This window comes from Gudongella sp. QWL-04 (assembly GCF_058683975.1).
The window spans coordinates 2,150,313-2,172,787 of record NZ_CM178754.1; the positions used below are offsets into that span (position 1 = coordinate 2,150,313).

The 22,475-nt window shown below is 42.1% G+C and carries 20 protein-coding genes; 10 read left to right on the plus strand and 10 right to left on the minus strand.

What is annotated here, in order from left to right:
- Positions 1-92: 92 nt before the first annotated feature.
- Positions 93-1,244 carry a serine protease HtrA gene (htrA, locus tag AC4PHB_RS10725; protein ID WP_492136418.1) on the plus strand — a complete coding sequence of 384 codons (1,152 nt, stop codon included), beginning with the start codon at positions 93-95 and terminating at the stop codon, positions 1,242-1,244.
- Positions 1,245-1,273: 29 nt separating this feature from the next.
- Here htrA and AC4PHB_RS10730 read toward each other — a convergent pair whose 3' ends face one another.
- The 5 genes from AC4PHB_RS10730 to AC4PHB_RS10750 form a co-directional block, all read right to left on the minus strand.
- Positions 1,274-2,863 (minus strand): ABC-F family ATP-binding cassette domain-containing protein, encoded by a 1,590-nt coding sequence (locus tag AC4PHB_RS10730; RefSeq protein ID WP_492136419.1) that lies wholly within the window; start codon positions 2,861-2,863, stop codon positions 1,274-1,276.
- A 122-nt stretch (positions 2,864-2,985) separates the two neighbouring features.
- Positions 2,986-3,411: a hypothetical protein gene (locus AC4PHB_RS10735; RefSeq protein ID WP_492136420.1), complete on the minus strand. Its 426-nt coding sequence runs from the start codon at positions 3,409-3,411 to the stop codon at positions 2,986-2,988.
- A 10-nt stretch (positions 3,412-3,421) separates the two neighbouring features.
- A complete protein-coding gene (locus AC4PHB_RS10740) occupies positions 3,422-3,781 on the minus strand; it encodes a hypothetical protein (protein WP_492136421.1) in 360 nt (119 codons plus the stop codon).
- A gap of 9 nt (positions 3,782-3,790) precedes the next feature.
- Positions 3,791-3,955: a hypothetical protein gene (locus AC4PHB_RS10745; RefSeq protein ID WP_492136422.1), complete on the minus strand. Its 165-nt coding sequence runs from the start codon at positions 3,953-3,955 to the stop codon at positions 3,791-3,793.
- Positions 3,956-4,186: 231 nt separating this feature from the next.
- A complete protein-coding gene (locus AC4PHB_RS10750; RefSeq protein ID WP_492136423.1) occupies positions 4,187-4,777 on the minus strand; it encodes a DsbA family oxidoreductase in 591 nt (196 codons plus the stop codon).
- Between the two features lie 217 nt (positions 4,778-4,994).
- On the opposite strand from AC4PHB_RS10750, the gene pepF reads away from it, so the two are divergent.
- The 4 genes from pepF to AC4PHB_RS10770 all read left to right on the plus strand — a co-directional run bounded on the left by pepF (position 4,995) and on the right by AC4PHB_RS10770 (position 10,978).
- A complete protein-coding gene (pepF, locus tag AC4PHB_RS10755) occupies positions 4,995-6,815 on the plus strand; it encodes an oligoendopeptidase F (RefSeq protein WP_492136424.1) in 1,821 nt (606 codons plus the stop codon).
- Between the two features lie 168 nt (positions 6,816-6,983).
- The gene (locus AC4PHB_RS10760; RefSeq protein ID WP_492136425.1) at positions 6,984-8,681 is read left to right on the plus strand and encodes a LytS/YhcK type 5TM receptor domain-containing protein; all 1,698 of its coding nucleotides are present in this window, start codon (positions 6,984-6,986) and stop codon (positions 8,679-8,681) included.
- Positions 8,678-9,439 (plus strand): LytR/AlgR family response regulator transcription factor, encoded by a 762-nt coding sequence (locus AC4PHB_RS10765; RefSeq protein ID WP_492136426.1) that lies wholly within the window; start codon positions 8,678-8,680, stop codon positions 9,437-9,439. Before AC4PHB_RS10760 ends, AC4PHB_RS10765 begins: the two co-directional genes overlap by 4 nt.
- A 120-nt stretch (positions 9,440-9,559) precedes the next feature.
- On the plus strand, positions 9,560-10,978 hold the full coding sequence (locus tag AC4PHB_RS10770) for a carbon starvation CstA family protein (protein ID WP_492136427.1): 1,419 nt from the start codon (positions 9,560-9,562) through the stop codon (positions 10,976-10,978).
- 74 nt (positions 10,979-11,052) lie between these two features.
- Here the strand turns inward: AC4PHB_RS10770 and AC4PHB_RS10775 are convergent, their stop codons facing one another.
- Positions 11,053-12,243, minus strand: coding sequence for a metal-dependent hydrolase family protein (locus tag AC4PHB_RS10775; protein ID WP_492136428.1), 1,191 nt, complete (start codon positions 12,241-12,243; stop codon positions 11,053-11,055).
- 22 nt (positions 12,244-12,265) lie between these two features.
- Positions 12,266-13,447: a hypothetical protein gene (locus AC4PHB_RS10780; RefSeq protein ID WP_492136429.1), complete on the minus strand. Its 1,182-nt coding sequence runs from the start codon at positions 13,445-13,447 to the stop codon at positions 12,266-12,268.
- A 259-nt stretch (positions 13,448-13,706) separates the two neighbouring features.
- On the opposite strand from AC4PHB_RS10780, the gene AC4PHB_RS10785 reads away from it, so the two are divergent.
- A complete protein-coding gene (locus tag AC4PHB_RS10785) occupies positions 13,707-14,525 on the plus strand; it encodes a lipoprotein (protein WP_492136430.1) in 819 nt (272 codons plus the stop codon).
- Between the two features lie 41 nt (positions 14,526-14,566).
- Here the strand turns inward: AC4PHB_RS10785 and AC4PHB_RS10790 are convergent, their stop codons facing one another.
- From AC4PHB_RS10790 to AC4PHB_RS10800, 3 genes are read right to left on the minus strand one after another with little or no spacing between them, the layout of a single operon-like run.
- A complete protein-coding gene (locus tag AC4PHB_RS10790; protein WP_492136431.1) occupies positions 14,567-14,905 on the minus strand; it encodes a hypothetical protein in 339 nt (112 codons plus the stop codon).
- Positions 14,895-16,169 (minus strand): DUF1576 domain-containing protein, encoded by a 1,275-nt coding sequence (locus AC4PHB_RS10795; RefSeq protein WP_492136432.1) that lies wholly within the window; start codon positions 16,167-16,169, stop codon positions 14,895-14,897. The genes AC4PHB_RS10790 and AC4PHB_RS10795 overlap by 11 nt, the downstream gene beginning before the upstream one ends.
- Before the next feature lie 35 nt (positions 16,170-16,204).
- Positions 16,205-17,272, minus strand: a complete 1,068-nt coding sequence (locus AC4PHB_RS10800) for a helix-turn-helix domain-containing protein (protein ID WP_492136433.1) — start codon at positions 17,270-17,272, stop codon at positions 16,205-16,207.
- Between the two features lie 108 nt (positions 17,273-17,380).
- On the opposite strand from AC4PHB_RS10800, the gene AC4PHB_RS10805 reads away from it, so the two are divergent.
- The 4 genes from AC4PHB_RS10805 to AC4PHB_RS10820 all read left to right on the plus strand — a co-directional run bounded on the left by AC4PHB_RS10805 (position 17,381) and on the right by AC4PHB_RS10820 (position 22,433).
- On the plus strand, positions 17,381-19,105 hold the full coding sequence (locus tag AC4PHB_RS10805; protein WP_492136434.1) for an ABC transporter ATP-binding protein: 1,725 nt from the start codon (positions 17,381-17,383) through the stop codon (positions 19,103-19,105).
- Positions 19,102-20,946: an ABC transporter ATP-binding protein gene (locus tag AC4PHB_RS10810; RefSeq protein ID WP_492136435.1), complete on the plus strand. Its 1,845-nt coding sequence runs from the start codon at positions 19,102-19,104 to the stop codon at positions 20,944-20,946. The genes AC4PHB_RS10805 and AC4PHB_RS10810 overlap by 4 nt, the downstream gene beginning before the upstream one ends.
- 90 nt (positions 20,947-21,036) lie before the next feature.
- Positions 21,037-22,152, plus strand: a complete 1,116-nt coding sequence (locus AC4PHB_RS10815) for a chromate transporter (RefSeq protein ID WP_492136436.1) — start codon at positions 21,037-21,039, stop codon at positions 22,150-22,152.
- 56 nt (positions 22,153-22,208) lie between these two features.
- A complete protein-coding gene (locus AC4PHB_RS10820) occupies positions 22,209-22,433 on the plus strand; it encodes a DUF2249 domain-containing protein (protein ID WP_492136437.1) in 225 nt (74 codons plus the stop codon).
- The last annotated feature ends 42 nt before the right edge of the window (positions 22,434-22,475 follow it).

A 22,475-nucleotide genomic window follows, 5' to 3' on the forward strand; every position in this document is an offset into this window, starting at 1 on the left:
TTTTAGCTATTATCCATCTTTTTTTCACATCTCTTTCACAAAGCAGGGGTAAAATATTTTTGTAGGAAGAAGGTTGGAAAGGAGTAATAACAATGGATGAAACAAGAATAGATGAAAAAGTAGAAAAAATGGTTCAAAGCGAGCCGGAAAAGCCAAATGGGAGAAAAGGCTGGATCAAGTTTCTCGCAGCAATACTGATAGTGGCATTCATCGGAGGCTTTGGAGGATACTTTGTCGGATACTTGCTTATTGATCGTCAAAGTGCAGGGGCCGTACAGGAGATTACGATCGAACCCAATGATAGTATGACGGCTGTATCTGCTGTGGCCAAGAAGACAATGAGCTCTGTTGTCGGAATAACGACCGTTGAGACCAGGCCTGGCGGATTTTTCTTTTCGGAACAGGACGTCAGTGGAGTAGGCTCAGGAGTAATCGTTAACAGCGACGGCTATATACTGACTAATTCGCATGTGGTTGCGGATGGAAATGCTAAAGAACTAAAGGTGTTATTCGATGACGGAGAGGAGCTTGACGGTTCAGTTCTATGGAACGATCCGCTTCTCGACCTTGCTGTAGTCAAGGTTGAGAAAACAGGACTCACAGCAGCAGAACTGGGAGACTCGGATCAGCTTCAGGTTGGAGAGTTGGCTGTTGCAATTGGTAATCCGCTTGGATTGGAATTTGAAAGAACTGTCACAAGCGGAATAATTTCAGGCTTAAACAGGTCAGTCAAGGTGGATTCAAATAATATCATAGAAGGCTTGATCCAGACCGATGCATCAATAAATCCAGGCAACAGCGGTGGCCCGCTTCTCAACGGCCAGGGAGAAGTAATAGGTATAAATACTGCAAAGATAACCTCTGCCGAGGGTCTTGGATTCTCTATACCAATAAATCAAGTAAAGTCGATAGTGGAAGAAATCATTGATACGGGAAGCTTTCAGGGTGTAGTTATGGGGATAAAAGGCGTATCTGTTGAGGAGTATGAAGCGAGACTTGGGATTGACCTGACCATCGCAGAGGGAGTTGTCATCATTGAGGTAGTCCCAGATAGTAATGCAGCAAGGGCAGGGCTTCAGAATGGTGATATAATTACTTCATTAGGAGATAAACCGGTTGGAAATATGAGTCAGCTCAAAAGACAACTCTACACCTACGATGAGGGAGACAAGGCGGAACTTAAGATTTCAAGGAGCGGAGAGGAAAAGATCATTGAAATCGAATTTTTAAAACAGATACAATAAAAATCAGCGGCCAATTTTGGCCGCTGTTCCTATTTCATATAGAATTCCTCTAGGTATTCCTCATAGGTCATTGATCTGTCTCTGAAGCCCTCAGGAGTTATCTCGATTATCCTGTTGGCTACTGTCTGGATGAATTGATGGTCATGGGAGGTGAATAGTATATTGCTCTTAAAATCCCTAAGACCGTTGTTGACAGCAGTTATGGATTCAAGATCCAAGTGGTTTGTCGGCTGATCAAGCACAAGGACATTCGCATCCTTAAGCATCATCCTGGAAAGCATGCACCTAACCTTTTCTCCTCCGGAAAGAACATTTGCTTCCTTAAGTGCCTCCTCTCCAGAGAAAAGCATCCTCCCAAGGAATCCTCGGACATATATCTCGCTTTGCTCTACAGAGAACTGTCTCATCCAGTCCACAAGATTTAATGTTACATCTTTGAAGAAATGAGAGTTATCCTTTGGGAAGTAAGAAGTAGTGATCGTCTGACCCCACTTGAAGCTTCCGCTGTCTGCTTCCTCCTCGCCCATAAGGATTTTAAACAACAAAGTGATAGCCATTTCATCTCCAATAAAGGCAATCTTGTCACCCTTGTTTACTCTGAAGGAAAGATCAACTATAGCAGAATCATCATCTATCCTTTTATTCAAGCCTTCAATTGTTAGTATCTCATTCCCGACCTCACGCTCCATATTGAAGCTAACAAAAGGATACCTCCTTGTTGAGGGAACTAAGTCGTCCAAGGTTATTTTTTCCAGCAGCTTCTTTCTTGAGGTTGCCTGCTTGGATTTGGATGCATTGGCTGAGAATCGTGCGATAAAGTTTTGAAGATCCTTTATCTTATCTTCCTTTTTCTTGTTCTGGTCTCTCATCATCTGAAGTGCCAGCTGACTGGATTCATACCAGAAGTCATAGTTTCCCGCAAACATCTTTATCTTACCGAAGTCGATGTCTACCATATGGGTACAGACCTCGTTGAGGAAGTGTCTGTCGTGTGAAACAACTATGACTGTGCCTTCAAAATCTCCGAGGAAGTCCTGAAGCCATCGTATGCTTTTTACATCCAGATGGTTTGTAGGCTCGTCCAGGATAAGTATACCAGGATTTCCAAACAAGGCCTGGGCCAGGAGAACCTTAACCTTTTCATTTCCCGTCAGCTCTTCAACTTTCTTGTCGTGAAGAGACGTTGGAATGCCTAGTCCCTGAAGCAGTGATGATGCGTTGCTTTCAGCACTCCATCCGTCCATCTCCGAGAATTCGCCCTCCAGTTCAGAAGCTTTTATTCCATCCTCATCAGTAAAGTCTTCCTTAGCATATAGGGCGTCCTTTTCGATCATGATATCATAAAGCCTCTTATTACCCATAATTACTGTCTCAATGATTCCATAATTATCATACTCGTAGTGGTCCTGCTTTAAAACACTCATCCTGAGATTTGGTGCAATGCTTATATCTCCTGTATCTGGCTCAATATCTCCGGAGAGGATTTTTAAAAAGGTACTCTTCCCTGCTCCGTTTGCACCTATTACTCCATAGCAGTTACCAGGGGTAAAAGCCAGGTTTACATCTTCAAACAATTTCTGAGAGCCATATCTAAGACTCACGTTATTTACACTAATCAATTCCTATTCAATTCCTTTCCTGTGAATTCATCAAGCAATTATACCATATAGCCCTATTTTTAACCATATAATATTACAGAAAAAAACAAAGCCGCCCCTGATAGGCGCGGCTTTAATGTATACTATTCCCAAACTCCGATTTTCCTAATTTCAAGATTATCTTTGCGTATCTTATCAGTAAATTTGAACCCCTTTCTGATTCCCATCCATGCGAAGCATGATAAGGCTGCTATAGTACCAAGCCTTCCACCTACTCCAATGTAGGCATTACTCGCAATCAAAAGCATGATACCCGACAACGCTGATATGATTGAGATTTCAAGCGCTGATGGTATAAGCTTTGTTGCAGCCATTCCTGCATAGGATGCACAGGCTGCAGAGGCTGCCAATTTACCTCCTATCTCAGGGAACAATATGGGTAATATTATTCCTGCAAGAAGGGCTATTACCGAAGATCCGAATACAGGCCCCTTTCTGAATTTATTCGAAATACCGTAGCTTAAGGTTCCTGCTGCAGAGGCTGTAAGTATTAAGATTAGATTTTCCATTGCCCTCCTCCTAGGATAAAAGGCCAATGAAAGCCTTTGTTATTAACGTTGATAGAGCTGCAGTAGTACCGCCCTTGCCTCCTATTCCAGCATATACCTCAGTGGTGGACAAGACTACCAGTGACAGTACCGCTCCTCCTATAAATGCCCAGAGAGCGGAGGGCAGAATGGCTGTTGAGCTCATGCCTACAAAGGATGCGGTATAAGCCACTCCCGCCAGGGAAGCCGGAAGAAACATTGCAGATGTAACGCCTACAAGTCCATTTGCCACTATTGCGCCAAAGCCGAGATCGTGGTTAAGAAAATAAGTTATCGTAGCTGCGGATGTTGCACAAACTACCACCAACATATTCTTTCTATCGAGTCTCATGGCTCTCACCTAGTCCTTGAGCTCAAAGTAGTGCTCAGCAATGCTTACAGTTGCAAAGCAGCCCACGATAACCATTGTTGCTGCGTTAGTTAAATCTGTTGTATTCATTAAGGTAGATGCAAGCATTCCCGCGCTTGTGGCAGCAAAAGCACCTAGTCCGATCAACTTTCTCATTTTATTTCCCCTCCGGTTGTTATGTCTGTAATTCATGATAATATATTGTTAATAACGTGTCAATATATTGCTGTAAAATAAATCAAAAAAACCCTTTGTTTTTTATTAAGCAAGGGTTTTTTTGATATTCGATTCCAGAAATGTCTGAATATTAGGCAATACAGGAATTGATGTAAAAAATAAATCAAATTTAGACAACTTTATATAAGTGTTAAATATATAACAATTAATTCACTCCATCAAGTCTCTCTTAAACTTTTCATAATCCTTAAGAAGAGTTACTCTTTTACCATCCTCACGAATGAAGGTAGGTACGCTCTCTATTTCATAAGCTACTGAAAGCTCTCTTGCCTCATCCATGGTCTCCTCAAAGCTTCCATCCTCTACTGCCGTCATCATCTCCTGAATGTTGAGTCCAGCCTTAAGACCTATATCATTTACGACCTCTTTTAGGGCAACATTTTTTCCCTCGCTAAATATAGCTTTGAAGGCTTCGGACGAAAACTCATAGAATCTGCCTGCCTCATTGGCGTATAAGGCTGCCCTATGCAAAAGTCCGGTGTTGAATTTATGCATCTTATTTTTGTAGACAAGTCCATACTCAGATCCTAGGCGCTCTATCCTCCTATAGCTCATTTCAATCTGTTCCCTGGGGATAGAATTTTCCAAGGACGTTCCTTCCTCTGGAACATCTCTGTCGAGTTCATAAGGATAGAAATCAAAAATGATTTCGGGATTTTCCTCAACGATCCTCTTAGCGACCGAAAAGCCAATATAGCAAAACGGACAGGCAAAATCCGAAAAAACTTTAAAATTAGTCATTGCAATCCCTCCTAAAATAGTATGTATTATCATATACCCATCATAGACCAAGCGTAACAGAAGTAATATTTTCAAATAAATATTGTAAAGTGAAGGATGCTCTGATGGTGATCTTACCTTGGAAATAATATTAACTGATAAGGTAGTGAAATTATATGAAAAGGTTATACTTGTTTCGGGTATAAGTGACTTATATCGGTATTAAGGGGGATCAATTATGTCAGGAGCACTACCGGAGAGGCATGAGGTCGAAAAGGACCTAACATGGGACTTAACATCAATTTTCAGGGATGAAAAGTCGTTCAATGAAGCAGTAGCAAAGGTTGAGTCAATGGCGGAGAGAATTGAAAGAGATCATAGATCAGGACTAAAAACAGCTGAGGATATAACCACCTGCCTTGATCAAATGAGAGAGCTTAGAATGATAATTGGCTGGGCAGCAACTTATTCTTCTCTTGCGGCCGCTGTAGATCAAAGGGATCAGGCTGCACATGAAAGGGATCTAAGGGTAGAGTCATTAATTGCTAAGGTGTCCAGCAGACTTAGCTTTGTCGATTCGCGGCTTGCAATAACATCTGATCAAGTACTTAAGGAGGCGGCTTTATCAAGAGAAGAGAACAGGGGCTATTTGGAGGATATAATAAGGCGAAAGCCTCATATGTTAAGCCCAGACACCGAGAAAACATTGGCGGCTTTGTCTGGCGCTCTTGAATCACCTTATAGGATATATAACACAGCAAAGCTTGCTGATTTGACCTTCAGTCCATTTGAGGCTAAGGGAAACCAACATGAGCTTAGCTTTCTGTCCTTCGAAGGAAGATGGGAATATGAGAAGGACATAGAGATTAGGAGGGCAGCCTTCGACTCCTTTTCCAGGAAGCTCGGCGAATACCAGCATACCATGGCTGCTGCCTACCAGACTCAGGTGTCTAAGGAAAAGACATTGTCTGAGTTGAGGGATTATCCCTCGGTATTCGATTACCTTCTACATGACCAAAGAGTAGACAGGTCGATGTATGACAGGCAGATAGATATTATAGTAGAGCAGCTAGCTCCACATATGAGAAGATACGCGAGACTTTTAAAGAAGATCCATGGCCTTGACAGAATGACATACGCTGACCTTAAAATGGATGTAGATCCTGATTATCAGCCGGAGGTTACTATCGAGGAAGCAAAGAACATTCTCATGGAGGCCTTGAGTATTCTTGGAGAGGATTATGTGGTTATGGTCAAAAGAGCATTTGATGAAAGGTGGATAGATTTTCCTGAGAATGAGGGTAAATCAACAGGAGCATTCTGCTCTACTCCATATGGCTCACATCCATTCGTACTCTTGACCTGGTCAGAAAAAATGGCAGACATGTTTACCTTGAGCCACGAACTTGGTCATGCAGGACATTTTTATCTGGCTCACAGGGAGCAAAGCATATTCAATTCAGAGCCTTCCCTATACTCGATAGAAGCACCATCAACAATGAATGAGCTGCTTCTGGCTAAATATCTTATTGAAGGCAGTGAGGACAACAGGAGAAAAAGATGGATACTATCAAGTCTGGTTTCAAAGACGTACTACCATAATTTCGTAACCCATCTTCTCGAGGCTCATTATCAAAGAGAGGTCTATAAAATAGTTGATGATGGCGGCAGCGTTAGCGCACCTCTATTGAATGAGCTTAAAAAGAAGACCCTAGAGATCTTCTGGGGAGAGGATGTTGAAATGGTTGAAGGTGCAGAGCTTACATGGATGAGGCAGCCCCACTATTATATGGGATTATACCCCTATACTTATTCTGCAGGTCTTACAATAGCAACTGAAGTGAACAGAAAGATCCAAAAGCATGGACAGCCGGCAGTAGACGACTGGATCAAGGTGCTTAAGCTTGGCGGGACAAAGGATCCTGAAGGTCTTGCAGCAATCGCAGGAGTGGATATATCCACTGAAAAGCCGTTGATAAACACTATTGACCATATTGGTTTCCTGATAGATGAAATTGAAAGATTGACGGATGAAATTCAAATGACACAAAATATTTAACTAAAACGACTATCGCTTATCGCTTAACTCAAAAAAAGACTAGACCCCTCGACTACACTCGGGATGACAGTTATGTCTACTTAAGGAAATATAAATTCTGTTCTAATCTTGCTTCAAACCTCCCGTTTCGATATACTGTTATTTGAAGTTTTGTCGGGAGGTTTTTTTGTGAGTACATTTACCCTAGAGAATTTAATAAATCGAGTCAGCATAATCATGCTTTTAGCCTTTATGCTTTCCAGGCTAGGCTTATTCAGAAAACTAGTTTCAAAGAAGGAGATCAGTATTGGAGACAAGGTCATCCTTTCAGTGATATTTGGGATATTTGGGATAATAGGGACATATACCGGTATCCATATCCAGGGTGCAATAGCTAATTCCAGAGTAATTGGAGTTTTCGTCGGGGGACTATTGGGAGGACCTTTTGTCGGCATACTCTCGGGTATAATAGCCGGAGGTCACAGATATCTTATTGATATTGGAGGATTTACTGCCGTTGCCTGTGCAATTTCGACAATTTCCGAGGGCATTTTGGCTGGAATGCTCAAAAAAAGGATGGAAAGAAGCAGCCATAGGTTCACGATAGCTCTGTTGGCAGGATTTACTGCCGAAATAATGCAGATGGGCATAATCCTCCTATTAGCAAAACCCTATGAGTCTGCACTGGAGCTTGTTGATATAATCGGTATACCTATGATACTTGCCAACGGGATAGGTATTGCTGTGTTTATTGCTATTGTCGACTCTGTACTTCACGGAATGGAGAAGGAAGCTTCATATCAGGCACAGCTTGCATTGAGGATTGCAAATGACTCAACCTTCTTCAGGGAGGGTTTTGATACCGAAACAGCTACTGCGACAGCTAAAGTCATAAAGGAAATGACAAATGTTGCAGCTGTAGCATTTACAGACAGGGAGAAAATAATCGCTCATGTGGGTGAAGGGGAGGATCATCACAAGCCAGGCTTTGGTGTAATGACTGAGTTTACTAAGCATGCCCTGAATAGTGACAACTATACTATAGCCAACACAAGAGAAAGCATCTCCTGCAGTCACAAGAGCTGTAAACTTAAATCTGCAATAATCGTACCGATAAAGCAGGAAGGTAAGGTAATTGGAACACTTAAGCTCTATAAGACGCAGGAGAAGGCTATAACTATGGTTGAAACAGAGCTTGCGATAGGTCTAGCTCAGCTGTTTTCTACTCAGCTGGAGCTTAGCAGGATAGATCAGCAGAAAGAGCTCCTTGCAAGGTCGGAGCTAAAGGCATTGCAAGCTCAGATAAATCCTCATTTTCTTTTCAATGCAATAAATACGATAGTATCATACACTAGGACTCAACCGGAGAACGCAAGGAGACTGCTGCAGCATTTAGGGGATTTTTTTAGATCAAACCTTCAGGAGCCAGCTAACCAGGTACCTTTGGAGAAGGAAATAGAACATATAATTTCCTATGTTGAGATTGAAAAAGCAAGATTTGGTGACAAATTGAGAATAAACTACGATATAGACAAAGATGTCGACTGTAATATACCTCCGCTTTTGTTGCAGCCCCTTGTGGAGAATGCAATAAAACACGGGGTACTGAATAAGCTTGAAGGCGGCAGGGTTGACATTAGCGCTCATCGGACTTCCACAGGAACTGAGATCATAATCGAGGATGACGGAGTAGGCATTCCAGAAGATACTCTTGCAAGCCTTCTATCCGATTGCAGCCAAAGAGACTGCATTGGGTTGAGAAATGTTAATGAAAGACTTATAAGCATCTATGGGCAGGACCATGGTTTGAATATACAAAGTAAGGTTAACAAGGGTACTAGGATCAGCATGCTGATACCATCTGACAAAAGGACGGTGATCGCATGATAAGCTGCATGGTAGTAGATGATGAAAAACCTGCAAGGGATGAATTGGCATATTTGCTGTCATCAATTGACGATATAGAGGTAGTAGGTGAAGCAGAGAACGGGATTCAGGCAATTAGAAAAGCCATTGAAAAAAAGCCTCAGCTTGTCTTTCTAGACGTAAACATGCCTGGTATTAACGGCATAGATGTAGCTAAAGAGCTTGCTGCAATAGAACCAAGTCCACTTATCGTCTTTGTTACCGCATATGATAATTATGCTGTATCTGCCTTTGAGGTAAGTGCATTTGATTATCTGCTAAAGCCTGTAAGTGAGGATAGGCTAAAAAATAGCCTGGACAGAATTCGCGGCTTAATATCATCCAGAGAAACACAGGGACATGACAAGCTTGGAAAGCTGTCTGGAGAACTTTCTTTATCAAAGAGCACCAGGATAGTCGGTTACCAGAATGGAATACTATTTCCCATAGAGCTTGACGAGATCCTATTCTTGACCCTTGAAGTCAAGAATACAATTGTAGTATGTGAAAGAGGAAAATTTCAATTAAATGGAACGCTTTCAGAGCTTCAGGAAAGGCTTTCCGACGGGAGATTTTTCCGATGTCATAAATCCTATATTGTCAATCTGGATAGGATAGATTCTATTGAACCTTGGTTTAATTCTACCTACAATATTCACATAAAGGGAGTTTCTGAAATAATACCTGTGAGCAGGACTTTTGCCAAGGCGTTTAAAAAAGCAATGAATATCTTTATGTAGTTAATCTCAATATAATGCAACTTAGGTACTAATAAATGCATCTTGTCTCAAACAGACCTTCTTTTTCTTTTTTTTCCATTATTATAATTGTGGACTAAAAAAATAAAGGAGGTTTTTTTGATGACTTATTTTATTATTGGTATCATAATCCTGGTATTGGGATACATAACCTATGGAAAATTCGTGGACAGTCACTTTGGCGCTGATGATTCCATAGAGACCCCAGCTACAAGACTTCAGGACGGAATCGACTTCATGCCTATGACCTGGAAGAGGATATTTCTTATCCAGTTCCTTAATATAGCCGGCCTAGGGCCAATCTTTGGAGCTATACAGGGAGCGCTATTCGGGCCGGTGGCTTTTGTATGGATAGCTCTTGGAAGTATTTTTGCTGGTGGAGTGCATGATTATTTCTCAGGAATGCTTTCAGTAAGACATGATGGGAAAAGTATTTCCGAGATAGTAGGTATTTACCTTGGAAATGGTGCGAGACAGGTAATGAGGGTATTCTCAGTAGTGCTTTTAATTTTGGTAGGTACCGTATTTATGACAGGCCCAGCGGGACTTCTTGCAAATCTTAACTTGTTTGGATTAAACAGCGTTCAATTGTGGGTTTTCATCGTTCTAGGCTATTACTTCTTGGCGACAGTCCTGCCAATTGACAAGCTGATCGGTAAGCTTTATCCAATCTTTGGCGCTTCACTTTTGATAATGGCAGTTGGGATCGGTTCTATGTTAGTTATTAAAGGCTATGAGCTGCCAGCATTTACACTTTCAAATCTTCATCCAAAAGGACTTCCAGTTTGGGCTATGCTGTTTACTACTATAGCTTGTGGTGCTATATCTGGTTTCCACGCAACACAATCGCCAATGATGGCTAGATGTATGACTAAAGAAAGCTATGGAAGAAGAGTTTTCTATGGATCAATGATAGCTGAAGGGGTAATAGCAATGATATGGGCAGCAGCTGGAATGGCTTTCTTCAATGGGGTTGGCGGGCTTCAGGAGGCATTTGCTACTAATGGAGGGGCTGCCGGTGTAGTTTATACCATTTCAACTCAACTTCTTGGACCTGTTGGAGGAGTATTGGCTATGCTAGGAGTAATTGCATGTCCTATAACCTCAGGAGATACAGCCTTCAGAAGTGCGAGGCTTACAATAGCTGATGCTATGAACTACGAGCAAGGCCCTTTAGCAAAGAGACTTCTTCTTTCTTTGCCATTGTTTGTAGTTGGATTTGCTCTTACTAAGATAGACTTTAATATTATCTGGAGATACTTTGCATGGTCAAACCAAACTCTTGCAATGATTGTTCTTTGGGCGTCAGCTGCTTATCTGGTGAAGCAAGCTAAGAGCCATTGGATGGCAAGCATACCAGCGACCTTCATGACTGCAGTGAGCATAACTTACATTATGCAAGCACCTGAAGGATTTAAGCTGGCTTCATCTATAGCTTACCCGGTTGGGGCAATAGCAGCTGTGGCTGTCATGGGTTTCTTCGTATATAAATCAAGAGTGCAGGTAGCTACTGCAAAATAAATGAAAAAAGATCAATAAAATCAAAAGACCGCTTCCAAAAACAGAAGCGGTCTTCCCTATTAGGGGGATATTAGCTATTTAACTCTCTTTCCCAGCTTATAAACCTGAGCTATATCAAACAGTGCATCCAGATCCTCTGCCGGATTATTGTCAAGAACCAGGAAGTCCGCAAATTTACCTGCCTCCAGAGTCCCATACTCTTTCTCGATACCAAGGCACTCAGCACTACCTTTTGTAGAGGCTACGATAGCTTCCATGGAAGTCATACCGTTCTCTGCCATCATCTTTAGCTCATACGGAGCTCCCTCATGTTTATTGAAGGGTGTACCAGAGTCAGTGCCCATGGCGATTTTTACTCCAGCCCTGTGTGCTCTTCTGAAGCTGTCAAGATGGTACTCCATGACGTATTTAGACTTGTCCACCGCAAACTTTGGTATGCCTGCCTCCTCTCCATATTTGACTATGAAATATGGAGCTACAAGCGTTGGAACAAGGAAAGTACCATTTTCTACCATCATCTGTATCGCTTCATCATCCAGGAATATCCCGTGTTCTATTGAATCTAATCCGGCTCTTATAGCATTTTTTATCCCTGTTGTACCCTGAGCATGAGTAGCAGTCTTCTTTCCAGCTTTTTTTGCTTCCTCAACTGCTGCCTTCATTTCCTCCATGGAAAGCTGAGGGCTGCCAGGCTCAACACCCTTTGTCATGACTCCGCCGGTGGCCATTATTTTGATAACATCTGCGCCTGCTTTAAGTTGCTCCCTTGCGGCTTTTCTTGTTTCATCAGGTCCATCAGCTTCTCTCCCCATCATCCAGCCATGTCCGCCGGTCATGGTAATAACCTTTCCTGATGCCAGAAATTCAGGTCCCTCAATTAAGCCTTGTTTTACGGCATCTCTGATTTCAAGGTCAATAAAGTCCAGACCGCCCATATCTCTAAAGAAGGTTGTACCAGCATAAAGCTGCTTTTTTAGGTTCGCAATTCCCCTAATTGTAGCCTTGTACTTTGACTCATTCATAAGTATAGAGTTTGGATCAGCTGCCGGCTCCATCACGATATGGACGTGTGAGTTTATAAGCCCTGGCATCACAGTTTTTCCTGTAAGATCGACTACCTCACAATCTTCCACGGTATCCAGATCAACGAAGCGTCCCAACTTGGATATTTTTTTATCCTCAACTATCATATATGCATTTTCAACAGGTATACTGCCATTTCCGTCTATAAGCTTAAAGCCTTTGTACATTGTTTTTTTAGTCATTATTCAACCTCCATGTACTAAATTACATCATCTTGACCATCACACCAGCAAGAACTACGGATGCTATTGTTACAGTAACGAAGCCCGCAACAAGCATTTTCGGAAGGATCTCGTGAAGTATCGCTTGTCTTTCACCCTCAGTTTTTCCATTTGCATTAGCTACCTCGTTGCTTATGATAAAGGTTCCAGGGAAGCCAAACAAAGCAGTTGCACCAATAGCTATTGCCATCTCCATTGAATATCCAAGAAGCTTCCCGGCTATTGCTGAAAATATCGCGATCCCTATTGCTCCTAAGATTAAACTTGTAACCAATGGGAACAATATTGTAGCGAGCATTTCAGGAGTTGCCTTAGCAAGATTACCAAATATAACAGCCATAAGGGCAACCATAGCTAGCCCGAAGGCATTTGCCTTGGTCATAACAGCTTCTTCAAGGAAGCCAAGTTCTCTGGCAACTACACCAACGAACAAGCACATAACATATTTATGCACGACATCATTAGTGAGTGCAGCCAGCTTGAAGCTTATGAAAGCCACTATCGCCAGCTTCGCCAACAATATGTAGGTTGTTTGAAGATCTTTTGAAAGTGGAGGAATAAGTTTCTTTCTTTCTTTTTTTACTTCCACTGTCTTTGTACTTTCGGCAGCAACTTTTTCCCCACCATTCTCATGATAATTTTTAACCAGCTTTTTAGCTTCTCTGTTTAGCATGAAGGATGCGATTGGATATCCAAGGAATCCCTGAACAACTACCAATAGTGTTACAAAAACCGCAATAGCATCCAATCCCTTAGCTGTAGCACCATCTCCCATAATGATCGCTGCTACGACTCCGCCTGCTATTGGAGGAGCTGATGCAATTGCATATTCCTTACCAATTATTGGCGTACCAACCACGAATAGGAAAATTCCTATTCCAACTACTGCTGCAAGTGCAATAAGTACTGTTTTCCACTGCTTCTTTAAATCGTCGATACTAAGTAGTGTGCCCATATGGGTTATCAGGAGCCCGATCATCATTGCTCCAAAGCCCGTCAGCTGTGCATCTGCAAACAACGTCGCAGGTATCCCCATCCAGAAGCCGACAAGGAAAATAACTGACGCCACAAACATCATGGACACGATCGATTTCGTCTTGTAGGATATGAAATCACCTACAGCGAAAGCAACCAGAACGATCACTAATGCCAATAAACTATCCATTATAATACCTCCTGTAGTAATTTGGGACTTTACATTAGCAAAGTCCTTAGAGTTAAAAAAACCGCCTCCATGGTGGAGATGGGTGAAGCTGATAGAATATATTGAAAATTATTATATATGTGGGGTCAAAAGCTGTCAATCTTAGGAAAACCTTATCCGGGTAAAATATTTTTGGGAAAACGTAACCATTTTCACTGTAACTATAATGTAACACTAAAAGCTTCCAAAGAAGGTATAATTTTACTAAGGGAGTGGTTGTATGAATAGAATATTGATTTTTCTCATAGTACTAACGGTTGTACTATCAGGCTGCAATAAGGTACCTCAGGAGATAAAGGATTCAGTGGACACAGATAAACTAAGAGAGGCTGTGGATACGGAAAAATTAAAGGAAGCAGTTGTGGATATGGTAGTTAACAAACTTGAAGAACAGGAACAGATCAGGGTACTTAAGGAGTACTATGAATTTGTGCAGCAGCGAGCAAGTGAGGATAAAATACTGAGCTTTTTAAAGGAAAATGTCCAGGGATTGGATGAGAATAGGGTTGATGAGATGTTGATCCAACTGGAAAACTTCCTTTCAGTAAAGGGATACGATACCAAGGGGATACTTGGGAAGGTTTCACCCTATCTGCAATATGCTTCTGAAGAGCTAAGGAGCTATTTCGGGCTATGGGACAAAGAAGTGAATGATCAGTCTACCGATGGAGAATCAACTATCAAGCCGGCAGATAAGATACTTGAAAGAGCGTTGGATGCTGAGGATCATATAAGACGCTTCCCTGAAGGTAAAACCAGGGACAGGATCGAGGAGCTGTACAGGACCTACGTTAGAATGGGTATTGAGGGACTTGGCAACCAGTATATATATGCTGAGGAAGGGGAGAGTAAGCTGTCTCAGGAGGTGCAAAGGGTATACGAGAAAGTGATTGAGGGTCATCCAGGTTCATGGACAGCGAAGGTCTTGGAGAGCTATCTTAGTGGTCTCAGCAAGGATTCAATGAGTCTCGACGGGCCCAATGCCGAGTATTTCTTTGATAATCTCGATGGGATAATTGAAGAGATCGAAAGACAATAATGATCCGGTGACTTCCCTTATTTAGGGATATCACCGGATTTTTAAAAGCACCTTTTTACTCGCATTTTAAGGTTATTTCCATCATAATAGACCTCACCCTCATTGACAAGAGAACCTAGTAGATGGATCTCGGAAAAATCATTGCTCCCCACAAGGTTCCAATAATATTCCTCGGCCTCATCCTTACGGGGTGAGTTAAAAATGTCATTTAACTCTTCCAACTTTTTTATATCTATTCTAGTACAGCGACCCTCCAGCGAAATTATTCCCTCGTGTTCTGTCAAATCTAAAGCTATCCTTACATTATTAGTTCCTGATTTAAGGTAAAATCTTACCAACTCGTTCATTATTTTGAGCATTTTTGATTTTTCATCCTTCATTCTCATTCTCCTTTCTGTAGGATTCAATCAAAGGTACCAGAATTGCAGCAACAAAACCTGCAGTAAAGCCATTGTTGTATAGATTCATTCCTCCGTGTAAATAAGCTGTATTGCTTACTATCGACATATGGATAAAGCCTGCTACGAAACCCGCGACTGGTCCATACTGGCCTGCTATAGGAGCCAGTGCTGTAGAGAAAAGGGCCGTAAGAATCGCGCCTGTCGAACCGGGACCATCTCCAAAAATCAAAGCAGTAAGAAAGACTCCTGCCATAACAGGGATAGAATTCTTTGGGTGCTTCCCGAATGCCCCAAATCCAACAAGCGTAAATATACCTCCAATAACCGGGCCGTTCAAAGTTCCGCCCACTCCATATACATACATGATCCCCATCAAGCCAAGGACCCCCATATTAAACATGGTGTATCCAAAGCCGTTTATTGAAACGAAATCAGTTACCAGACGACCCGGATGGGACATGATGTTTTTATAATATCCAATAGGTTTGTCTGAAGCTCTGTACTTTATCAATATCATTGATATAAACATCAGTGAGTAAAATCCCAAAAGGGCTGGATTGAATTCCTGGTAGGTGCCTGAGGGGCCTTTGTTCTCGTATCCTAAGGTCCTGAATATTGACATGAAGAGCATTCCAGTTACTCCTGCTGTAAAACCTACATTATATAGGTTGAAGCCCTGATGAAACCTTACAAAGCTGCTGGCAAGAGGCGGCAGAAGAAGACCTATTCCTATGCCAAACAGGTTCCCGGCAATTATTCCGATAAGCGGAGGAAGACCGAAGCCAAAGCTGACTTGACTTACAAGTGGTGCCAGTGCAGTTCCAAAAAAGGCGATTATTATATATTTTCCAAAGCGATCCTTATTCATTCTGCAGTGGAGGTATACCCCAAGGACTATGCTGATGGTATTATAAATGTTTTTCCCGAAAAGTGCGAAGCCCCCGATCGTAAAGACGGCAGCTATTATAGGGCCATTCATAAGAGATTTGCTTCTGGACGCTATAATAATCGAAATCGTCATAAGCAAGCCGCTGTTGAAAAGTGCAGCACCAACATTTCCTATAATGAAGTAATCAGTGAGTAGTATGCTTGGAGATGTTACGATATTCCAAAGCCCCGAAACGATCTCCAGGGGACCATTGAAAAAAAGCCCGGCAAGGGCAATAGAGAGGGAATACATGGATATTATCCTGTATTTTGCTCTCTCGCTTAGCTGGGCAGATTTAAGTATTATTGGGTCCATAGGCTCCCCCTAGATTTATGGGATTAAAACTTGCTTTAGATCAGTCTGCTGATTATCCTCTTGTATCTATCGGTATACTTGACGAAATCATAATCCGAGTTCTTAACTACTGCATTTATGAAGCTCTGTTTTTGGTAATCAAAGCTCATAGTAGGTGTCAGGTTTTCCACAAGGAAGAAGTACCTGTTGTTTGTAAGATCAAGGGACTCTTCATCGATATTTAGAGCCCAGTCAGCATATTTTTCAATATAATCCAGTGTCCTGTTCACATCTCCTCGTACTGCATAGATATCAGCAAACATCAAAAGGTTGTTGCCTAACAGGTAGCCCTCCAGCATATAGTCTGAAATCAGCTTCCTTTGATGGGTCGCTAGTTCCATAGCCATTTCGAAATCTCTCTCCTTGAGGGCTGTCCCCCAAAGGCTTGCCAGTGAGATTATTGAATTGTTTATGTTGTTGAACAGGCTCTCCTGCTCTATGGCCTTTGCTCTCTCCCTGTCTCCGGTGATAGAGTAGATAGTGGAAAGCATAAAATCAGTATTTACGCTAACCTTAGGGAGGGTGTTTAGTATTTCAATAGCCTTGTCATATTCCTCTCTCATAGTATAAAGACTGCTAAGTACATATAAGGATGCCTGTTTGACCTCAAGGTCGTCAATCAGAGATGATTCCTCTAGGAGGGAGATGGACTTATCCAGTACTTCATTGGCCTGTTCTTCTGTCTCAGCCATCTGGATGTATTCCTGTAAAAGGCTTCCCATCCTGAACTTTAAGAAAAGGCTGTTTGGATACTCCTTGAGATAGTTATCACATACCTCCAGGGCTTCCTCGTAGGAGCTTGTTTCAAATTTCTCTGCGCAAACCTTGTAGATATTGGTAACATCATCGGGATTAATGTCTGTCTCGAACATCAGAAGGGCATCCAAAGTAGTGCCAAGTAATCTCGCAATAGGTGAAAGAAGGGTTATGTCAGGGTAAGCAGCATTTGTCTCCCACTTTTCAACTGTGTCGGTAGTCACACCCAAAGCATTGGCTAGCTGCTGGTGGGACAGCCCCTTGTTACGTCTTAATTTTTCTATAGTGCCTCCTATTGACAGCTTCATGTAAACCTCCTCACTTCAATAACCATCAGTCGTTTATGCAATCTATTTATTATTATACCCTGTTATGGTAATATTAATTAGGATTTATATCCAAAAGGAGATGAACAAATGATTAGACTGATGAGATACTTAAAACCCTATGCCCTTCAGGTAGCCTGGGTCCTTTTACTTACTCTTGCAGGAGTCTTCTCTGAGCTATTGCTCCCAAGACTAATGGGGAATATCGTAGACAGAGGAGTTGCCACCGGCGATTTGAGATACATTTACAGTACAGGTTGGATCATGCTCATTATAGCGATTCTTGGAACCGCAGCCACTGTTATCTCAAGGTATATGTCTTCAAAGGCAGCAGTTGCCTTCGGGAGGGATCTTAGGAGCGATGTATTCAAAACTGTTGAGGGCTTTTCGCTTAATGAAATAGATAAAATGGGAACTTCATCGCTGATAACACGTACCACCAACGATGTCAGCCAAATGCAGAATGTAACAATAATGTCCATGAGGATGATGATAAGAGCGCCCTTTATGATGATAGGCGGAATTATTATGGCAACCTCAACAAATCTTGAGCTGTCTAAGGTCCTATTGATTTCAGCGCCTGTTCTAGTGGTTGTGATCTGGGTCATAGGCGTTAAGGGATTTCCTTTGTTTAAAGAGATCCAAAAGAAGATAGACAGTTTGAACAGGGTACTTAGAGAGTCACTTACAGGTATAAGGGTAATCAAGGCCTTTAATAAAACTGATTACGAAAGAAAGAGATTTAACGAGTCTAACAGGGATCTGACGGAAGCAGCACTGAAGGTTGGAAGGATAATGGCTCTAATGATGCCGATCCTAAATGTAGTGCTCAACTTCACGATAGTAGGGGTAATATGGTATGGCAGCAGCTTGATAGAGATAAGAGGACTTGAGGTTGGACAGCTAATGGCTTTTATTCAGTATGTATCTCAGATAATGTTTTCACTCATAATGGTATCCATGATATTTGTCATGCTGCCAAGGGCTAGTGCTTCAGCTGAAAGGATTAATGAGGTTCTTGATATGGAGAGTGATATCGTTGATGGTCCAGAAAGCCTAAAGGGTAACAGCGGAGGTGAACTCCGCCTTGACGACGTTACCTTCAAGTACCAGGATGCCTCGACACCTGCAGTTGAAGGCATCTCCTTCGCGACCAGAAAAGGTGAAACCACTGCTATAATCGGAGGAACAGGGTCTGGTAAGACTACGATACTAAACCTGTTGATGCGTTTTTACGATCCGACAGATGGGAAGATACTAATTAACGGAGCAGATATTAAAACACTTCGCCAAGAGGAGCTTAGAAGCCGGTTTGGCCTTGTATCACAGAAAGCTGTTCTTTTTACAGGCACGATCAGAGAAAACATTGCCTTTGGTAAAGAGGATGCGACAGATGAAGAAATAATAGAGGCACTTAAAATCGCACAAGCCTGGGATTTCGTATCAGAAAGAGAGGAAGGGTTGAACCATGTACTTGCTCAAGGAGGCAGGAACCTATCAGGAGGACAAAAGCAAAGACTTGCTATAGCGAGGGCTCTAGTGAGAAGGCCAGAGTTTTACTTGTTCGACGACAGCTTTTCAGCGCTCGACTTTAGTACAGACAAAAGATTGAGAGATGCTCTGAAGCCCTGCACGGTGGATTCAGCCATTATAGTTGTCGCACAAAGAGTCAGTACGATCAAGGATGCTGAAAATATAGTAGTTCTTGATGAAGGAAGGATAGCAGGACAGGGTACGCACCGGGAACTTATAGAAAGTTGCAAGGTTTACAGAGAAATCGTCCTGTCACAGCTTGGTGAGGAGGCGATACAATGAGCGAAGATAAAAGAGAACGCAGTCCAAGACAAATGGTGGGAAGGGGAGGACCTCCAGGAAGTGGAATGGCAAGACCTCCCGAAAAGGCCAAGGATTTCAAGGGCACGTCAAGGAGACTTCTTAGATACCTAAAGCCCTACAGTCTTCATATGGCTGCAGTAGCACTATTTTCGATACTATCAACGATTTTTTCAATTATAAGTCCAAGAGTAATGGGCTTCATAACCACACATCTCTACGAGGGTGTTTCAAGTGCAGCCGTCAGCATAGATAAGTCATATATTTTTAGGATCCTCTTGATCCTTAGCGGACTGTATCTGGTGTCAGGAATATTTGGTTATACTCAACAATATATTATGGCTGATATTTCACAAAAATTGGTTTATGACCTGAGGAAGGAGATAAATGAAAAGCTCCATAAACTTCCCTTAAGCTTTTTTGATTCAAAGACTACAGGGGAAATACTAAGCAGAGTATCAAACGACGTAGACACCATAAGCTCAACTCTTCAGCAGAGCGTTACTCAGGCCCTTACTGCAATCATAACACTTATAGGGATATTGGTTATGATGCTTATCATCAGTCCTGTGATAACCCTTGCCACCTTGATAACCATACCACTCAGTATTTTACTGACGAAAAACATAGCCAATATCTCGCAAAAGTACTTTGCTGCACAGGCCAAGAGTTTAGGTGAAATAAATGGGCATATTGAGGAGACCTTCTCCGGTCATTCAACCGTTAAGGCTTATGGAAAGGAGTCTAAGGCGATCCATGATTTTGAAAAGATCAACAAGGAGTTGTATGAGCATGGCTGGAAATCACAGTTTATCACTGGTATAATCATGCCGCTTATGCAGCTGGTAAACAGTCTTGGATATATTGTTGTAGCAGTTCTCGGGGGAGTGTTCGTAATCAGAGGTATATTGCCTATTGGTGATGTCCAGGCATTCATCCAGTATTCAAGGCAGTTCAATCAGCCAATCATGCAGTTGGCAGAGATAATAAACACCTTCCAGTCTACAATTGCATCTGCAGAGAGGGTCTTCGAGCTCTTGGACGAAAAGGAAGAGGACCTGGATCCTGCTGAACCAATATATCCCCAGACAGAAAAATCAGATGTAAGATTTGAGAAGGTAACATTTGGCTATACCAAGGACAAACCACTTATGGAGGATCTTAGTCTTGAAGCATGCTGTGGTGATACCGTCGCAATAGTTGGACCAACAGGAGCCGGGAAGACTACTCTTGTAAATTTGCTTATGAGATTCTATGAAATCGATGAAGGGAGAATAACAATAGATGGAGTTTCAACAAGGGATATGACAAGACAGCAGCTGAGGGGAAGATTCGGAATGGTTCTCCAGGATACATGGCTCTTCAATGGAACTATATGGGACAATATCGCTTATGGAAGAGAGGGAGCCACATCCGAGGAAATAATAATTGCAGCTAGACTAGCGCAGGCAGATCACTTTATCAGAACACTGCCTCAAGGATACGATACTATACTAAATGAAGAAGCCTCGAATATTTCACAGGGACAAAAACAGCTCCTGACAATCGCAAGAGCAATACTTGCAGATCCTTCCATTCTCATCCTGGACGAGGCTACCTCAAGCGTCGATACCCGGACTGAAGTACTAATCCAAAAGGGAATGGATCAGTTAATGAGAGGCAGGACAAGCTTTGTAATTGCACATAGACTTTCGACTATAAAAAACGCTGATATGATCCTTGTAATGAATGAGGGCAGAATCATTGAGAAAGGTACCCATCGGGAGCTTCTTGAAAAGAAGGGGTTCTATGCTGAGTTGTACAACAGCCAATTCGCAGCCTGATAAATCATACTCTGCATGTAAGATATTTACAGCCAAACCCCAAGGTTTGGCTGTTGATATCAGGGGGTATCAATCGAAGGAGGTGCATTTATGGATAATAGAGAATACAAGGATCTTGATAAAAAAGAAAGGCTTGAAAGACAAAAGGAGATAACAAAGACCTTCTCAAAGCTTGGTTTTCTGGCATTTGGTGGACCAGCAGCACATATTGCAATGCTTGAGGAGGAGACTATAAAAAAGAAGGGCTGGCTTAGCAGAGAGAAGTTCCTGGATTTCATGGGTGCGACCAATTTGATCCCAGGGCCAAATTCAACGGAGATGATAATGCTAGTGGGCTATGAAAGGGGGGGCTTATTGGGTCTGTATAATGCAGGCGCAGCCTTCATACTTCCTGCCATGCTTATTGTTATGGCATTTGCCTACCTTTATGTAGACTATGGAACACTTCCCCAGCTGGCAACAGTACTTGAGGGTGTTAAGGCAGCAATAATGGCTGTCATAATTCATGCACTTTATAGGCTGTTCCGATCTGCTGTAAAGGATAAGTTTTCCCTAATGTTCGGCATTGTCATTGCCGCAATCTATGTCCTGTTGGGAGTGGGAGAGATACCCTTGCTGTTCACAGCAGGTCTTATGATGCTCCTTATTAAGAATAGAGGGAGCTTTCTCAATAGGGCAAATTCGTTGGCTATACCAATAATATTCCTGACATTTTTAAAAATTGGAAGTGTTTTATATGGAAGCGGTTATGTTCTTCTTGCTTTCTTGGAGACTGAGTTTGTTGAGAAGCTGGGTGTACTGACAAGCCAGCAGATCCTGGATGCTGTAGCAGTCGGTCAATTTACTCCTGGTCCTGTGTTCACTACGGCTACTTTCATTGGGTATGTTCTTGGAGGGATACCTGGGGCCATCGCAGCGACAATAGGGATATTTCTCCCAGCATTTCTAATATCATCATTCATTAAACCGATAATCCCCAAGATGAGAGCCTCAAAATGGCTTTCAGCAGCGTTTGATGGGATAAATATCGCATCCCTGGTTCTGATGGCAGTGGTGAGCGTCAAGCTGGGTGCGGCATCTATTATCGGACCAGTAACAGCCCTGATATTCGCAGGCTCAATGATAGGTATCATGAGGTTCAAGATAAATACAGTATGGTTAATTGCAGGCGGGGGGCTCATAACCTTCCTAATTAATTTAATCTAATTTACAGATTAAGACGAATATTTAAGGGTATCTATCCGTCAGAATGGAGGGATACGATGAAAAATGTAATAGACGTACGATCAATAGAGCCAAGAGAAAAGCATGTAAGAATATTTGATATGTTCTACAGCCTGGAAAGCGGCGAGAAGATGGAAATAATAAACGACCACGACCCAAGACCACTACACTACCAATTACTGGCTGAAAACGAAGGACAGTTTGAGTGGAAGTATCTAGAAGAAGGTCCTGAGACTTGGAGAGTCGAGATAACCAGAAAATAGACCGAAAGGTCTATTTTTTATGTATGACCTTTGGTAACATTT

Excerpts from the sequence above, each read along its gene's own strand:
- htrA (WP_492136418.1), top strand. The coding sequence starts at position 93 with ATGGATGAAACAAGAATAGATGAAAAAGTAGAAAAAATGGTTCAAAGC.
- AC4PHB_RS10735 (WP_492136420.1), bottom strand. The coding sequence starts at position 3,411 with ATGGAAAATCTAATCTTAATACTTACAGCCTCTGCAGCAGGAACCTTA.
- AC4PHB_RS10740 (WP_492136421.1), bottom strand. The coding sequence starts at position 3,781 with ATGAGACTCGATAGAAAGAATATGTTGGTGGTAGTTTGTGCAACATCC.
- AC4PHB_RS10745 (WP_492136422.1), bottom strand. The coding sequence starts at position 3,955 with ATGAGAAAGTTGATCGGACTAGGTGCTTTTGCTGCCACAAGCGCGGGA.
- AC4PHB_RS10750 (WP_492136423.1), bottom strand. The coding sequence starts at position 4,777 with ATGACTAATTTTAAAGTTTTTTCGGATTTTGCCTGTCCGTTTTGCTAT.
- pepF (WP_492136424.1), top strand. The coding sequence starts at position 4,995 with ATGTCAGGAGCACTACCGGAGAGGCATGAGGTCGAAAAGGACCTAACA.
- AC4PHB_RS10765 (WP_492136426.1), top strand. The coding sequence starts at position 8,678 with ATGATAAGCTGCATGGTAGTAGATGATGAAAAACCTGCAAGGGATGAA.
- AC4PHB_RS10770 (WP_492136427.1), top strand. The coding sequence starts at position 9,560 with ATGACTTATTTTATTATTGGTATCATAATCCTGGTATTGGGATACATA.
- AC4PHB_RS10775 (WP_492136428.1), bottom strand. The coding sequence starts at position 12,243 with ATGACTAAAAAAACAATGTACAAAGGCTTTAAGCTTATAGACGGAAAT.
- AC4PHB_RS10780 (WP_492136429.1), bottom strand. The coding sequence starts at position 13,447 with ATGGATAGTTTATTGGCATTAGTGATCGTTCTGGTTGCTTTCGCTGTA.
- AC4PHB_RS10785 (WP_492136430.1), top strand. The coding sequence starts at position 13,707 with ATGAATAGAATATTGATTTTTCTCATAGTACTAACGGTTGTACTATCA.
- AC4PHB_RS10790 (WP_492136431.1), bottom strand. The coding sequence starts at position 14,905 with ATGAAGGATGAAAAATCAAAAATGCTCAAAATAATGAACGAGTTGGTA.
- AC4PHB_RS10795 (WP_492136432.1), bottom strand. The coding sequence starts at position 16,169 with ATGGACCCAATAATACTTAAATCTGCCCAGCTAAGCGAGAGAGCAAAA.
- AC4PHB_RS10800 (WP_492136433.1), bottom strand. The coding sequence starts at position 17,272 with ATGAAGCTGTCAATAGGAGGCACTATAGAAAAATTAAGACGTAACAAG.
- AC4PHB_RS10805 (WP_492136434.1), top strand. The coding sequence starts at position 17,381 with ATGATTAGACTGATGAGATACTTAAAACCCTATGCCCTTCAGGTAGCC.
- AC4PHB_RS10810 (WP_492136435.1), top strand. The coding sequence starts at position 19,102 with ATGAGCGAAGATAAAAGAGAACGCAGTCCAAGACAAATGGTGGGAAGG.
- AC4PHB_RS10815 (WP_492136436.1), top strand. The coding sequence starts at position 21,037 with ATGGATAATAGAGAATACAAGGATCTTGATAAAAAAGAAAGGCTTGAA.
- AC4PHB_RS10820 (WP_492136437.1), top strand. The coding sequence starts at position 22,209 with ATGAAAAATGTAATAGACGTACGATCAATAGAGCCAAGAGAAAAGCAT.